Consider the following 13,287-nt stretch of genomic DNA (forward strand, 5'->3'; position numbering starts at 1 on the left):
TATTTTCTATTTCCGAATAAAAAAATCTCCTATTTTATCATAGGAGATTTTTTATTTTTATGCAAATCATCAACTTATATCCAGCCTCTAAAACGCGAAGCTTCAGCCATTTTGCGAACGCCGACCATATATGCAGCGAGCCTCATGTCAATTCTTCGGTTGTTAGCCATTTCGTAAATATTGTTAAATGATTTGACCATCATTTTTTCTAATTTTTCTTCTACCTCTTCTTCACTCCAGTAGAAGCCTTGGTTATTCTGAACCCATTCAAAATAAGAAACTGTTACGCCACCGGCACTTGCCAGCACGTCTGGTACAAGCAGAATGTCCCGGTCTGAAAGAATTTTTGTTCCTTCAAGCGTTGTTGGCCCATTCGCTGCTTCAACGACAATTTTAGCCCGGATATTATGGGCATTTTCTTCTGTAATTTGATTTTCAATCGCAGCAGGAACGAGAATATCACAATCCAGCTCCAGCAGCTCTTGGTTGGTAATGGTATCGTTGAAAAGCTTTGTTACAGTACCGAAGCTGTCGCGTCGGTCGAGTAAATAATCGATATCAAGGCCTTCCGGATCATAAAGTCCGCCATACGCATCTGAGATGCCGACAACTTTTGCCCCCGCATCATGCATAAATTTTGCCAAATAGCTTCCCGCGTTTCCGAAGCCTTGGACAACGACACGCGCACCTTTAATATCGATGCCTCTCTTCTTAGCCGCTTCTTTAATACAGATGGTAACACCTTTTGCTGTCGCAGATTCTCTCCCGTGAGATCCGCCAAGCACAAGCGGTTTGCCTGTAATAAATCCAGGCGAATTAAATTCATCAATTCTTGAATACTCATCCATCATCCAAGCCATGATTTGTGAGTTTGTAAATACATCCGGTGCCGGCACGTCTTTTGTCGGGCCGACAATTTGGCTGATCGCTCTGACATACCCTCTGCTCAGACGCTCCAGCTCTCTAAACGACATATCCCTTGGATCACAAACAATTCCGCCTTTACCACCGCCATATGGAAGATCAATTATGCCGCATTTTAAACTCATCCAAATTGAAAGCGCCTTCACCTCTTTTTCTGTTACGTTCGGGTGAAAACGTATCCCGCCTTTCGTTGGACCGACAGAGTCATTGTGCTGCGCACGATATCCTGTGAAAATCTTTACTGAACCGTCGTCCATACGAACAGGTATTTTTACCGTTAATAATCTCATCGGCTCTTTTAACAATTCGTATACCTCTTCGGGATATCCCAATTTTTCCAGAGCCTTATGTATTACGGTTTGGGTTGATTTTAATACATCAAGTTTGTCCTCTTCTGTATGACCGGTGTTTCGATCGGCTGCCATTTGAGTTAACCTCCTAGAATCTTCTGTTTCTCACATGCTCCCTTTCAGAGAATAGTATACACCTTCATATGATCTGTGCATAGAATAAACGTTATGTTTTTCCATGTTTTTTAACGAAAAAAAACTGCTGAAATCAGCAGTTTTCCGTTGCATTCTTATGAAAAATGAGTTTGTATCGTCTCTACGGCATTACCGTCCATAATGAGCTTACCATACTCTTGCAGGCGATAAATCGTTAAAGTTGTCGGATTGCCGTATTCAGCCAGAACCGCCACAACCCCTTCAGCCGTATGTGACCCTAGATCTTCAAGGCTTAAAAAGTACTGCCCGTCATAGTGGTAGACAGTTCCCCCTGTGATACCGATTCGCTGTAAGCTTTCTGAAAGCTGAATGATATCTTCAAAGGAATGGAATTGATATATGATGTCCGCGCTTTCATCAAGCTTGACTTGCATTTCGATGTAATCATCATCATACTCATCGTCTTCTGAATCGGCGTCTTGGTTCTTTGTTACAATCACGACCATCCCTTGTGCTTGGAGAGAATACACTTCCACTGCAATCGGTCCATTCGCTTCAAAGCCGAGCTCTGTATTTGCTTCATTCATCATATCTTTAAATAACTGGTGGACTTTAAATGAGTCCTTCCAGAGGTCTTCTTTTGTCAATCCCCGGTCTGTCAAATCATCGAGGGTTAAAAAGATTTTGATCTTATTATAATTCAGACGCTCAAGCCGCATAACGTTCCCTCCTGCCTCTACTTGCACACAAATCATATAACACATTATATGAGATGATGAGTCATAGGTTCTTAATTGTTATCAGTTTACACTGAGTTCACTAGTAAGACAAGCACAATGCAGTTTTTATTGCCATACGGATTTTTGCTTTTTAGAAGTTATTCTGGCCCGCAAAGAGTCACAATGTGTGTTTCAGGCTCAGCACCTAAACGAAGAGGCACTTTTGTCGTGCCGTAGCCGTTGCTGATCAGATATGCCGCGTTTTTAACAATACCTGTTTTCCCCAGTTCATAAGGGCCGAATTTTCCAAACCTGATCTGGCCTCCATGGGTATGTCCGCTGAATATCACATCAATACCGTCATCTTCATTGATTTGTTCATGAATCTCCGGATTATGGCAAACCAGAATATTCAGCTGGCTTTCATCAAGTTCTTTGATGGCTTCCTCATAATGATCCATCTCCATCCTGATATCATCAACCCCCGCAATCGCAATCGTATGCCCATTGTATGAAAACGGGACTGACTCATTTCTCAGAGTGATGACGCCGTGTGCTTTAAATATGGAATACAGCTTATGCTGCCTGACTTCATAATCATTATTCCCCCACACAAACACGATAGGGACCCCGAAATGTACGAGCCTTTTGATGTTTTCCTCGATTCTCGCACTGGGCACCCCGCCCTCAGCTAAATCACCGCCGATTATAACCAAGTGGGGGGCATGGCTTCGCGCTTTTTCTAAAAGGTCTTGATCGATGAGACGTTTGTGAATGTCTGAAATAAAAAAGATTGTCAGAGGCGGCTTGCCCTTCATCTTTGATAAAGGAAACGTATGTGTCTTCAAATGATTGCCTTTTGCTGTTGCATACATTTTTGCCGTCATTGCCGCTGCCGCAACAGTTAGTACACCGGCAATTTTCACTGATAGCTTCATAAAAAACTCTCCATTCTTTTTAGAACTTATCAATAAGACGGACAATAAAAAAAAGACGTTTCTATCGTTTGAGAAAACGCCCCATTTTATTTACTTTCAAAATATAGATTAATGTCATATTTGTGCTTCATCATATGAAAAACAGACTCTCTCGCCTTCCATTTATCGGGCTGCGGCCAGAGATCAGTGCTTTTCTGAATAATTTCACATCTCAGTTTATGGAAATCAGTCTCGGATTTTTCTTCCTTTTTCTTGAAATAATATGAAGTGCAGTAGGCAAAAGCGGTTGCCAGCATCCAAAATAAATAAAAGGTATGGCTAAGTATTTCTTGAAGTATAAGCTGAGGCTCCGGGCTTTTGATCATGATCATAACACATAATAAGCCTAGGCAGATAAGTGAAGCCCATCGCCATCTGCGGCATTGTGCTGCATAATTTTCGAATTTTTGTTTTCGTTTTACCAGCGCTTGGAGCATCTGTTTGGTCGGCGCGTCTGTAAACTGATCCAGCTGATTCCATAAGGATTCCATACGCTTCACACCTTGTCCATTTTCATTGCTACAATATATGAACGTAAAATAAAAATAATACCCTATTCATCCATTAAAGGGATGTCCAAAACTTGTCCGGTGTAAACATCATTTCCATTCAGATGATTATACGCTCGAATTTTTTCTTCTCCTGTCCGGCTTTTATAATACTTCATGGAAATGCGGTATAGCGTTTCTTTCTTTTGGACGGTGTGCTTGACAACGCGATTCGGCACATTTTGAACTGGCTCAGCCGGCTGCTGTTGCTGTTGTACTGTTGATTGGGAAGAGGAAGCAGCCGCGGCGGTTGCTTCCTCCTTATTTGCCGAGTCTTCTTTTTCCGCTACAGCAGTCTGTTTCTTATCAGCAGCTGTTTGCTCTTTTGGCTTGGAATCTTCTGGCTCTTTTTTTGACTCCTTCTGCAGTGCGGTTTCTTTAGTGTCTGCGGTATCGTTTTTATCCTCTGATTTCGGGACAACCTCATATTTGCTTTGGCTGCTGTCAATAAAAACATCTTCATAATCGTCATGATTATCCGGGTGGCTCTTTAGATAAAATAAGGTGACTAAAACGATAACCGGCACAAATACAAATATTACTGCAAGTACTGTGAATAATGGCGTTTTTGTTTTGCCTTGCTTTTTTTTCTGTTCTCTTTGATTTTTTACAGATTGTCTTGTCGGAAGGCTTTCTCCATCATCGACATAATCGTCCGCCAATGCGGCGTTTTGATCTTCATAAAGATTCTGGGCTTTTCTTCTCTCTACTCTCGACATGTTCGTCATGTTTATCCCTCCTCACATGTTCAAAACGAATCTGACAGGCAAACACGGCATCAATGATAAAATGCGCCGTCATCGGAACAAATAAGTTGCCGGTCCATTCATACATCAGACCGAGCAAAAAGCTGATTGCTGTCACCATAATAAATAACAGCCATTTTGACAAATACCGAAAGTGCAGAGCGGCAAATATAAGGCTGGCCGCCCATAAACCGATATGAGTCTGCAGCACTCCCCTGAATAACATTTCTTCCGCGAAAGCAATCAGAAGCGTTAAAAATATAATATGAGGGATTGACCTCTTACTGAATATTTTTTTATTGATTCCGCCGTCATCATATAAATGAGACGGAAACCATTTCATTACTGCCATATCGGCTAAAATAACAATAACAGCTATAGAAACACCATACCAGATGATTCGCATATCGCGAATGTCCCAGAGCTTTAATACGTCCCGTACATCCTCAAAAAAGAACAGTCCTGCTGCAGCAGCGGCAAAGATGATGAGTAGCTGCGTCAAATATAACTGCTTCAGCATATCACGGTCAGACATATGCTGAATATAATCTTTTTGCTGTTTCAGTTCAGCTCACCTACAGTCTGCAAGCTGAATATCCGGTGCAATTCCGAACTCCAGCTGTCTAATGGCGCCATTTTACTCCGTTCCCCTTTTTGTTCATACAAGGATAAATCAAAACCGCAATGTGAACAGCACGGGAGGTTTCCGTCATCAGGCTCGTATGATTCATCAAAGTAGGTTAACAGTGCCTGCCTTAAACAGCCGTCACGCTGAAGCAAAAATGATACACGGTGCATTTTTTCCAGCTTCAGCTCCATGCGATATGAAATTTCTTTCTTCATCAGTTCAACTGATGTTTTTCCCTGCATAAAGAGATGAATCATCATACGGGCCTGTGTCTCTCCGACTCCATACTGAAGTAATACGTCACGAAGCCTTCTCTCATCCCGCTCCTCCGTCTTCTCTAGCACACGGATCACGTCGGCGATTTCTTCAGCTGTGACACTCTCCATCTGGATAATCTGTTCCTGCAATTCAAAATCCCCTGGCGCCCGCAGCAAAATGCTGACACTCGGCTTTCCATCGCGGCCCGCTCTGCCGATTTCCTGCATAAAAGCTTCTGCCGTCTGCGGGAGGTGAAAATGAATCACATATCTGATATCAGGTTTATCGACACCCATTCCAAACGCATTCGTACAACATATCACATCAAGCTGGTTATGAATAAACTGCTGCTGAATTAAAATCCTGTCCCCTGACTCCAAACCGCCATGGTAAAAGTCGGCTCTGCTGCTCGTTTTGCTTTTAATTTCACCCGCTAATTCCTCAGCCCATTTCCGTGTCGGACAATAAACAATTCCCGGACCTTGCAGGTTTTCAACCAGCTGAATGACCCTATCTATTTTTTCGGCAGTATCCGCCGCATTTTCAACCCTCAGTGCGATGTTTGGGCGGTTGACTGAGTTGAGATGGCGTACAGCATGCTGCAGCTCCAGCAGGTTCATGACATCTTGCAGCGTTTCCTTTGTAGCCGTGGCGGTCAATGCCAGAACAGGCGGGTGACCAAGTTTTTTTCTCAGCTGTCCGAGCTTTGAATAATCAGGCCTGAAGTCGTGTCCCCATTCAGAAATACAATGCGCTTCGTCAATAACAAATAGGCTGATCGGGACGCTTTTCAATTTTTCCAATACATATGGAGACTGTAAAGCTTCAGGAGACAAGTACAAAAATTTATATCGATGAATATGTTCTAAAACAAATTGTCTTTCCTGCCTGTTAAGCATGCTGTTCAAAGCTGCAGCACGCTTTTCCCCCCGGGCTTTGAGCTGCTGCACCTGATCCTCCATTAAAGAAAGCAGTGGAGAAACGATTAATACCATGCCGTCAAGCATATAACCAGGCAGCTGGTAGCAAAGCGATTTCCCTCCCCCAGTCGGGAGCATTGCAATGGTATCCTTCCCGCTGAGTATGCTTTCAATAATGTCCTGCTGCCCTTTTTTAAAGGAAGTAAAACCAAAAAACTGATATAACGTTTGCTGTAATTTAGTCATATTGCTGCACCTGCTTTGTCAATGCCAGTCTGATTTGAAAGTAGCTGAACCGCTGTTCCAGCCCGTCGCGAATTTGTTTGATTTTATTCGTCCGCATCCGTTTGGCAAACTCTGCGATTTGAAGCTGGTCTTCTGCTGATACATAGTCATTAATCATAAACGCAGGCTCATGGAGAGAAATCTCGACAATGTGGTCTTCGATCGTCGCTGTTTTCAGCTTTCTGATTTCAGCAATTCGATGTATCGGAAACCCTTGTTTGACCATCTGCCATGTTTTCCTCGTCGACTCTGTCAGGGCATTATCTAAGTGCACATCAGAAAGGAGATCCTTTAACAAAGCATCTTCACACTCCGGAAGAGAATGAATAAAATAATGTACCGAAGCCCAAAACATGATATAGACATACCATTCATCTTCTTCCAGCGTATCAGCAAGCTGCCTGCTCGTATAACCGATCCGATGGTGCGAGGTTAAGGAGTAGACAAAAATTTGCGCTGCTTTGTTTTCAATCTTTTTTAAATGCGCCTCAAGCATGGCAAAAAGGCTTTTTGCCATCTCTATATGATCCGTATGCCGGGACAGGTATTTCTTTACCCAGTGAAGTGTCTTATGATCCTTAGTGACAGGGATATACTGCCTGCTCCCTTGCTGTTTATGGGATAGGACCTGCACAAGCAGCGAAAGCCTTTTCCAAAGCACACCGGCAGCCTGCTGATAATGAGCGCCGTGACAATGAACGGGCCAAGGCCGCTCGCTAAGGGCATGCCTTAAAACTGCTGCGCCGCTGGCTGTCACTTTGTATGTATCTGTTTCAGACATTGGCGAGAGATATGAATGCTTTTCAAGCTTGTCAAGCGACTCAGAAATATCGCTTCTCGAACATTGCGCCGCCATTCCAAAGTATTTTGCAGTCTGAAATAAGCCGGCATCTTGAATGGTTTGTGACGACCTCTTGCCTTTGAATAGGTGAAAAACAGCGCTTCCCGACCGTTCCCCGTTTATTTTGCAAAGGCAATCGAGAACCATAATATCGAAGTAATTTAATGACAACCTATCCACCTACATTCTTCCTGACAAAAATCGTTGATTTGCTCTTTTTATTTTAACAGATTTCAAACAGAAATCGACGTTTAAAGTCATCATTAAGGGGGATGTTATGTAGATAACCCCTTATCTGATAAGCATTCTCAATCATTTTTCTGTTGAAATGTGGCAGCAACATCATTACAATAAGTAAGAGGAATAGGTGTTAAATTGATTAAATATAAAGATTGATCCATTTGTTCCACCAAGAACAATCTGGGAGGTTTTATTCATGGCAAAGTACACAATCGTAGACAAAGATACATGTATTGCATGCGGCGCTTGCGGAGCTGCTGCACCAGACATTTACGATTACGATGATGAAGGCATCGCGTTCGTAACGCTTGATGAAAACAAAGGTGTTGTCGAAGTTCCTGAGGTACTGGAAGAAGATATGATTGACGCTTTTGAAGGATGCCCTACTGATTCCATCAAAGTGGCGGATGAGCCATTTGAAGGCGACCCGCTTAAATTTGAATAGAAGTAACAAAAAAGCTCCCGAACGGGAGCTTTTTTATTTAATGGATATGTGCACTTCGCTGCTGCTCAATCCATGGCTTAAGCTTGATAAAAATTAGTGAAAATACAACCGTAATTACAATACCTTTTATCATGTTAAACGGCAGGATACCTGCGACGACTGCTGTTTTTAGCGCGCTGTCGGATAATGCCGGTGAATGTAAAAACCACGTGTATGCCGGAAGGATCAGAACATAATTTAAAATACTCATTAAAATGGTCATCGCTGCAGTTCCCAAAAGCAGGCTGACAGCCAAGCCCTTTGCTGAGTTGAGTTTTTTAAATAAGAAAGCAGTCGGTAATATAAAGAGTGTTCCTGCAATAAAATTCGCAACTTGCCCTACAGGAACTCCGGCCATGCTTCCCTGAATGATATACTGAAGAACATTTTTTATCGCTTCTACGGCAATACCCGCCAAAGGTCCGTAAATCAGAATGGCAATAATAGCGGGAACGTCGCTAAAATCGATTTTTAAATAATCCGGAAGACCCGGAAACGGGAAATTTAACAGCATCAAAACAAATGCAATGCTGCTCAGCATGCTGACCACAACTAATTTTTTTACTTTCACTTCATTCTCTCCTTTTCGATCACATCTTACTCGAAAACGGAAAGGTTCTTTTCCAGCCAATAAAAAAACCGCTTCATATATAAAAGCGGGGTTTCGAAAATTAGGCTAGGCAAAGAAACGTTTGAAAAATTCAATTTCAAAACGCTTATGAACCTCCATCTTCTCCCATCCAGACTGTACTGTCGGCTCCGGAATCTCACCGAATCCTGCTGTAAAGACAGCTCGCGGGCTTAGAGCCATTGGCTCATCACCGCCGGTAGGGAATTTCACCCTGCCCCGAAGATTGATCATATGAAATTTAATTACATTATAAACGATAACTGGTTGGCTGTATAGAGAATTGCTTCAAATTAAATATATTACCTGCAAGCTATCAGATCATTGATTTATTAGGCTTTACTTTTATCCTTTACTGCGTCAATACACGTTGACACTCTTTTGAGAATATGTTAAATTATCAGATATTTAGTTTGTCAATTTAGGAGGAAATCTAACGATGTTTCGAGTATTGGTCTCAGACAAAATGAGCAACGACGGTTTACAGCCACTTATTGAATCAGACTTTATTGAAATCGTTCAAAAAAACGTAGCAGATGCAGAAGATGAATTACATACTTTTGATGCTCTTTTGGTGCGAAGTGCGACAAAAGTAACAGAAGACCTTTTTAACAAAATGACTTCTTTAAAAATTGTCGGAAGAGCCGGTGTCGGTGTCGATAATATCGATATTGATGAGGCTACGAAACACGGGGTAATCGTGATCAATGCTCCGAACGGCAACACCATTTCGACAGCTGAGCATACATTTGCAATGATCTCTTCTTTAATGAGACACATTCCGCAGGCTAATATCTCAGTGAAATCCAGAGAGTGGAACCGCACAGCTTATGTCGGTTCAGAGCTTTATGGAAAAACGCTTGGTATTGTAGGATTAGGCCGAATCGGAAGTGAAATTGCACAGCGTGCAAGAGCATTCGGTATGACTGTGCACGTTTTTGATCCTTTCTTAACGGAAGAAAGAGCGAAAAAAATCGGCGTAAACAGCCGTACATTTGAAGAAGTGCTTGAAAGTGCGGATATCATTACCGTTCACACGCCTTTAACAAAAGAAACAAAAGGCTTATTGAATAAAGAAACGATTGCAAAAACGAAAAAAGGTGTTCGCTTAATTAACTGTGCGCGAGGCGGAATTATCGATGAAGCAGCACTTCTCGAAGCTTTGGAAAGCGGGCATGTTGCGGGAGCAGCGCTTGACGTTTTCGAAGTTGAACCGCCAGTTGACAACAAACTTGTTGATCATCCATTAGTCATTGCCACTCCTCACTTGGGAGCATCAACGAAAGAAGCACAGCTCAATGTCGCCGCCCAAGTGTCAGAAGAAGTTCTGCAGTTCGCAAAAGGCCTGCCTGTCATGTCAGCTATCAACCTGCCTGCCATGACAAAAGATGAATTTGCTAAAATTAAGCCCTACCATCAAATTGCAGGAAAAATTGGCAGCCTTGTATCACAGTGCATGAAAGAACCAGTACAGGATGTTGCCATTCAATATGAAGGCACAATTGCTAAACTTGAAACATCGTTCATTACAAAAGCCCTTCTGTCAGGCTTTTTAAAACCGCGCGTTGACTCTACTGTTAATGAGGTCAATGCCGGGGGTGTCGCAAAAGAACGCGGCATCAGCTTCAGTGAAAAAATTTCCTCTTCTGAATCTGGATACGATAACTGCATCAGCGTAAAAGTGACAGGAGACCGCAGCACCTTTACTGTAACGGCTACGTATATTCCTCATTTCGGAGAACGAATTGTCGAGATCAATGGATTTAATATTGATTTTTATCCGACAGGTCACTTGGTGTATATCCAGCATCAAGATACAACAGGTGTCATCGGCCGAGTAGGACGTATTCTCGGGGATAACGATATTAACATTGCAACCATGCAGGTTGGCCGTAAGGAAAAAGGCGGAGAAGCCATCATGATGCTTTCCTTTGACAGACATCTGGAAGATAAAATTGTGAAAGAACTAACAAATGTCCCTGATATTGTGTCTGTGAAGCTCATTGATCTGCCATAATCAAAAAAACTCAAGCTATATAGCTTGAGTTTTTTTATTGTTCTATCCTCGTGTGTTTTTATGCAAAATATCTAAGACACTCCTTAGCTCAGAAACAGGTATTTGACCTGGTGCGGACGCCTCTTCTCCAGCTCCAAAAGTACAAGCCGATCCAAAAACCTCACCGCTCAGCCTGCTGATGAGCCCTGTTGCAGCCATTGACATTGTAATAATGGGACGGTCTGCATATTTTGTTTTCATTGTATATGTCGCATCAAGCAGCGTTAGGAGATCTCCAGTATCATTCGGCATAACAGCCATTTTGGGAATATGCGCCCCTAAATCCTGCATTTTCCGAAGTCTTGAAAGAATCTCATCTTTTGAAGGTGTTTTTTCAAAGTCATGATTTGACATCACCACATAGACGTTGTTTTCTTCCGCCATCGATACTAACGCTTTTACATGTGCATCTCCTGAAAATAATTCGATGTCTATCAGATCGATGTCTTTTGTTTGGATTGCCGATTCCAGCAAAGCAATATAGGAGCTTTCGTCCATCTCCATGCTCCCGCCCTCTTTGTGGGTTCTGAATGTAAATAGAAATAGCTTGTCTTCTAAAGATTTACGAAGCTTAGAAATGAGCTTTGTGACCGCTTCTCTGTCATTCGCTTTTTCAAATACGTCGACTCTCCATTCAACAATGTCCGGATTCAGTAATTTTACTGCTTCTGCTTCATTCAGAATTTGTTTTTCCGTCTTTCCCATCAGCGGAACGATGATTTTCGGCATTCCTTCCCCGATGGAAACTCCTTTAATCGTTAACACGTTCACTCATCTCAAATCCTTTCAATCGTTACCTTGTTTTATTATACACGTACAACTTTTTTTTGAAAATTTCTATTATATGAATAGCAACTAAAAAAGAGCCTTAAAGGGCTCTTTTTAGTTTAAGGAAATCGGATTTGGAGCAGCTGGCACCGGAATTGCATCTGATATGTCATATTTGCCGATTTTTTTCGTTCTGGTTTCCGTAAAGGTCACTTCTGTGAAGCCAAACTCTTTTGCAGTCAAAAGTAGTCCCTCAATCATTAAAATACCGGCAATAGAATCATCAACTTCTGACTCCTTTGAAAAGCGGATATATAAGTGTTTCTGTTTCTTCGTTACAGATTGGACAGCACCCGCTTGAATAAGAGGTGTCGTATCTTCTTGGCTGCTCGATTCCATTTCCTTAATCGCTTCTTTTACTGTATCAAAAGAATGATTTGACGGAACGAGAAAGTCTTGTCCTTGTTTATTTTGGTACAAGTAGTAGGATCGTTTTGACTGTTTGGGAATCGAAATTTCCGTAAAAGTGCCATATGAGCCAATCCGAACCCCAGTCTCATTTTGATCCGATAAAAATTTGACTTTTTCATAAGGACTCCATTTTAAGGATTCTTTAAGCAATTTTTTTAACAGTGTATCATCTTTTATAGAAAATGCCGTAGCTGGCTGATGGACTCGTATACTTAATTCCTTCTGCTTTGGTTTTTCCTTTATTTCTACTTCATCTATGAAGGTTGGAATTGTAATGGCATGATCAAGGATGCCCAATTCACTACTTTCAAACAGCATATCCTGGATCGTTTGGTCTGCATTTGTTTTTTGAATGCTGACGGGTATGATTGCAGATGTATCGGCATCAGCAACCGCTACAGTGATGTAATTGTCTTGTTCCTTTTCAGGAACGACAAACGATGTCTGATCCAAGGATGATGCAACTTTTGGGCTGTCTTCTGTCTCAGTTTTCGTTACTGCGTTCTCTTGGGACGCTTCTTTTTGTTGAGGCTGTGCCTGATCAAAGAAATGAGGAGAAATAATGAAGGCGATATAAACCGCAATTGCAGCGGCACACGCGGGGCCAATCCACCTGACAGCGGGCTTATTTTTACGCTTTGCCATCGTCAGCCGCTTGTAAATATCCTGAGGCGAACGATGGTCTTTAACTGCCGGAAGTTGACTTAACAACTCCTTTATCTGTTCTTCGTTCCATTCTGACTTCATCATCCATTAGCTCCTCCCTCAAAAGCTCCATATGTTTCCGAAGTACTTTGAGCCCTCTGTGTTGGGTCGTTTTTACTTTGCTTTCCGAGAAGCGCAGAGCCTTGGCTGTTTCCTGTATTGAATATCCCTGAATAAACCGCAAGATAATCACAGCTCTTTGATCGATTGTACATTGATCAAGCGCAGCATAAATTTCCCGGACATTTTCATGTTGAACCGCAAGTTCGTCCGGCAGCAATTGCTGATCCCTGACATCCTGTGTATCCCAGTCAAATGTACCGAGTATACGCTGTCTGATTGTTTGCTGTTTACGGAACCAGTCTATCGCAACATGGCGTGCGATAGACAAAAGCCATGTTTTTTCACTGCTTCTTCCTTCAAACGTATGATAAGAATTTAATACCCGGATATAAACCTCTTGAAGAAGGTCTTCTGTCTGGTTTTTATCCTTTACCATATAAAATAAAAATTGGTACAAATCTTGATGATATGTATCATATAATAATTGAAAGGTTTCTTCCATTTGAAACCCCTCCGTTCACTTTTTTGTCGTATGAATAGCTTGAAAAGTTACATTACAACTATATTACGAGTAACTGGA

14 protein-coding genes and 1 riboswitch are annotated in these 13,287 nt (G+C 42.0%); of the genes, 2 read left to right on the forward strand and 12 right to left on the reverse strand.

Annotation, left to right across the window (positions count from 1 at the left end; genetic code table 11):
- Nucleotides 1-74: 74 nt before the first annotated feature.
- The 8 genes from gudB to NX903_RS10780 all read right to left on the reverse strand — a co-directional run bounded on the left by gudB (nt 75) and on the right by NX903_RS10780 (nt 7,463).
- Nucleotides 75-1,349: an NAD-specific glutamate dehydrogenase gene (gene gudB / locus NX903_RS10745; RefSeq protein ID WP_003230536.1), complete on the reverse strand. Its 1,275-nt coding sequence runs from the start codon at nt 1,347-1,349 to the stop codon at nt 75-77.
- A gap of 155 nt (nt 1,350-1,504) precedes the next feature.
- Entirely contained in the window at nt 1,505-2,089 is a 585-nt protein-coding gene (locus tag NX903_RS10750; protein WP_003230533.1) for a genetic competence negative regulator, read from the reverse strand.
- Between the two features lie 158 nt (nt 2,090-2,247).
- The gene (locus NX903_RS10755; protein WP_086344023.1) at nt 2,248-3,027 is read right to left on the reverse strand and encodes a metallophosphoesterase; all 780 of its coding nucleotides are present in this window, start codon (nt 3,025-3,027) and stop codon (nt 2,248-2,250) included.
- 86 nt (nt 3,028-3,113) lie between these two features.
- Entirely contained in the window at nt 3,114-3,557 is a 444-nt protein-coding gene (locus NX903_RS10760) for a YpbF family protein (protein WP_003230531.1), read from the reverse strand.
- A gap of 62 nt (nt 3,558-3,619) precedes the next feature.
- Entirely contained in the window at nt 3,620-4,342 is a 723-nt protein-coding gene (locus NX903_RS10765) for a LysM peptidoglycan-binding domain-containing protein (protein ID WP_086344024.1), read from the reverse strand.
- Complete coding sequence (locus NX903_RS10770) at nt 4,293-4,895, reverse strand: CPBP family intramembrane glutamic endopeptidase (RefSeq protein ID WP_024573135.1); 603 nt, start codon at nt 4,893-4,895, stop codon at nt 4,293-4,295. Before NX903_RS10770 ends, NX903_RS10765 begins: the two co-directional genes overlap by 50 nt.
- Before the next feature lie 26 nt (nt 4,896-4,921).
- Entirely contained in the window at nt 4,922-6,412 is a 1,491-nt protein-coding gene (locus NX903_RS10775) for a RecQ family ATP-dependent DNA helicase (protein WP_015251799.1), read from the reverse strand.
- A complete protein-coding gene (locus NX903_RS10780) occupies nt 6,405-7,463 on the reverse strand; it encodes a helix-turn-helix domain-containing protein (RefSeq protein ID WP_086344025.1) in 1,059 nt (352 codons plus the stop codon). The genes NX903_RS10775 and NX903_RS10780 overlap by 8 nt, the downstream gene beginning before the upstream one ends.
- 265 nt (nt 7,464-7,728) lie before the next feature.
- On the opposite strand from NX903_RS10780, the gene NX903_RS10785 reads away from it, so the two are divergent.
- Nucleotides 7,729-7,977 (forward strand): ferredoxin, encoded by a 249-nt coding sequence (locus tag NX903_RS10785; protein ID WP_003225461.1) that lies wholly within the window; start codon nt 7,729-7,731, stop codon nt 7,975-7,977.
- Nucleotides 7,978-8,014: 37 nt separating this feature from the next.
- On the opposite strand, the gene fmnP is transcribed toward NX903_RS10785, so the two are convergent.
- A complete protein-coding gene (gene fmnP, locus NX903_RS10790) occupies nt 8,015-8,587 on the reverse strand; it encodes a riboflavin transporter FmnP (RefSeq protein ID WP_004399159.1) in 573 nt (190 codons plus the stop codon).
- A gap of 153 nt (nt 8,588-8,740) precedes the next feature.
- Nucleotides 8,741-8,875, reverse strand: a riboswitch (FMN riboswitch).
- 208 nt (nt 8,876-9,083) lie between these two features.
- On the opposite strand from fmnP, the gene serA reads away from it, so the two are divergent.
- On the forward strand, nt 9,084-10,661 hold the full coding sequence (gene serA, locus NX903_RS10795; RefSeq protein WP_014664444.1) for a phosphoglycerate dehydrogenase: 1,578 nt from the start codon (nt 9,084-9,086) through the stop codon (nt 10,659-10,661).
- Nucleotides 10,662-10,703: 42 nt separating this feature from the next.
- Here serA and aroD read toward each other — a convergent pair whose 3' ends face one another.
- The 3 genes from aroD to sigX all read right to left on the reverse strand — a co-directional run bounded on the left by aroD (nt 10,704) and on the right by sigX (nt 13,209).
- The gene (gene aroD / locus NX903_RS10800; RefSeq protein ID WP_086344026.1) at nt 10,704-11,471 is read right to left on the reverse strand and encodes a type I 3-dehydroquinate dehydratase; all 768 of its coding nucleotides are present in this window, start codon (nt 11,469-11,471) and stop codon (nt 10,704-10,706) included.
- A 111-nt stretch (nt 11,472-11,582) separates the two neighbouring features.
- Nucleotides 11,583-12,689 carry an anti-sigma-X factor RsiX gene (gene rsiX, locus NX903_RS10805; RefSeq protein ID WP_086344027.1) on the reverse strand — a complete coding sequence of 369 codons (1,107 nt, stop codon included), beginning with the start codon at nt 12,687-12,689 and terminating at the stop codon, nt 11,583-11,585.
- Entirely contained in the window at nt 12,625-13,209 is a 585-nt protein-coding gene (sigX, locus tag NX903_RS10810; protein ID WP_003230521.1) for an RNA polymerase sigma factor SigX, read from the reverse strand. The genes rsiX and sigX overlap by 65 nt, the downstream gene beginning before the upstream one ends.
- Between the last annotated feature and the right edge of the window lie 78 nt (nt 13,210-13,287).

Origin of the sequence: Bacillus sp. FSL R5-0576 (genome assembly GCF_038004765.1) — a bacterium.
Classification (GTDB): domain Bacteria; phylum Bacillota; class Bacilli; order Bacillales; family Bacillaceae; genus Bacillus; species Bacillus subtilis.

What these genes read in the sequence shown, in the direction of transcription:
- gudB (WP_003230536.1), bottom strand. Translation starts at nt 1,349, where the DNA reads ATGGCAGCCGATCGAAACACCGGTCATACAGAAGAGGACAAACTTGAT.
- NX903_RS10750 (WP_003230533.1), bottom strand. Translation starts at nt 2,089, where the DNA reads ATGCGGCTTGAGCGTCTGAATTATAATAAGATCAAAATCTTTTTAACC.
- NX903_RS10755 (WP_086344023.1), bottom strand. Translation starts at nt 3,027, where the DNA reads ATGAAGCTATCAGTGAAAATTGCCGGTGTACTAACTGTTGCGGCAGCG.
- NX903_RS10760 (WP_003230531.1), bottom strand. Translation starts at nt 3,557, where the DNA reads ATGGAATCCTTATGGAATCAGCTGGATCAGTTTACAGACGCGCCGACC.
- NX903_RS10765 (WP_086344024.1), bottom strand. Translation starts at nt 4,342, where the DNA reads ATGACGAACATGTCGAGAGTAGAGAGAAGAAAAGCCCAGAATCTTTAT.
- NX903_RS10770 (WP_024573135.1), bottom strand. Translation starts at nt 4,895, where the DNA reads ATGTCTGACCGTGATATGCTGAAGCAGTTATATTTGACGCAGCTACTC.
- NX903_RS10775 (WP_015251799.1), bottom strand. Translation starts at nt 6,412, where the DNA reads ATGACTAAATTACAGCAAACGTTATATCAGTTTTTTGGTTTTACTTCC.
- NX903_RS10785 (WP_003225461.1), top strand. Translation starts at nt 7,729, where the DNA reads ATGGCAAAGTACACAATCGTAGACAAAGATACATGTATTGCATGCGGC.
- serA (WP_014664444.1), top strand. Translation starts at nt 9,084, where the DNA reads ATGTTTCGAGTATTGGTCTCAGACAAAATGAGCAACGACGGTTTACAG.
- rsiX (WP_086344027.1), bottom strand. Translation starts at nt 12,689, where the DNA reads ATGATGAAGTCAGAATGGAACGAAGAACAGATAAAGGAGTTGTTAAGT.
- sigX (WP_003230521.1), bottom strand. Translation starts at nt 13,209, where the DNA reads ATGGAAGAAACCTTTCAATTATTATATGATACATATCATCAAGATTTG.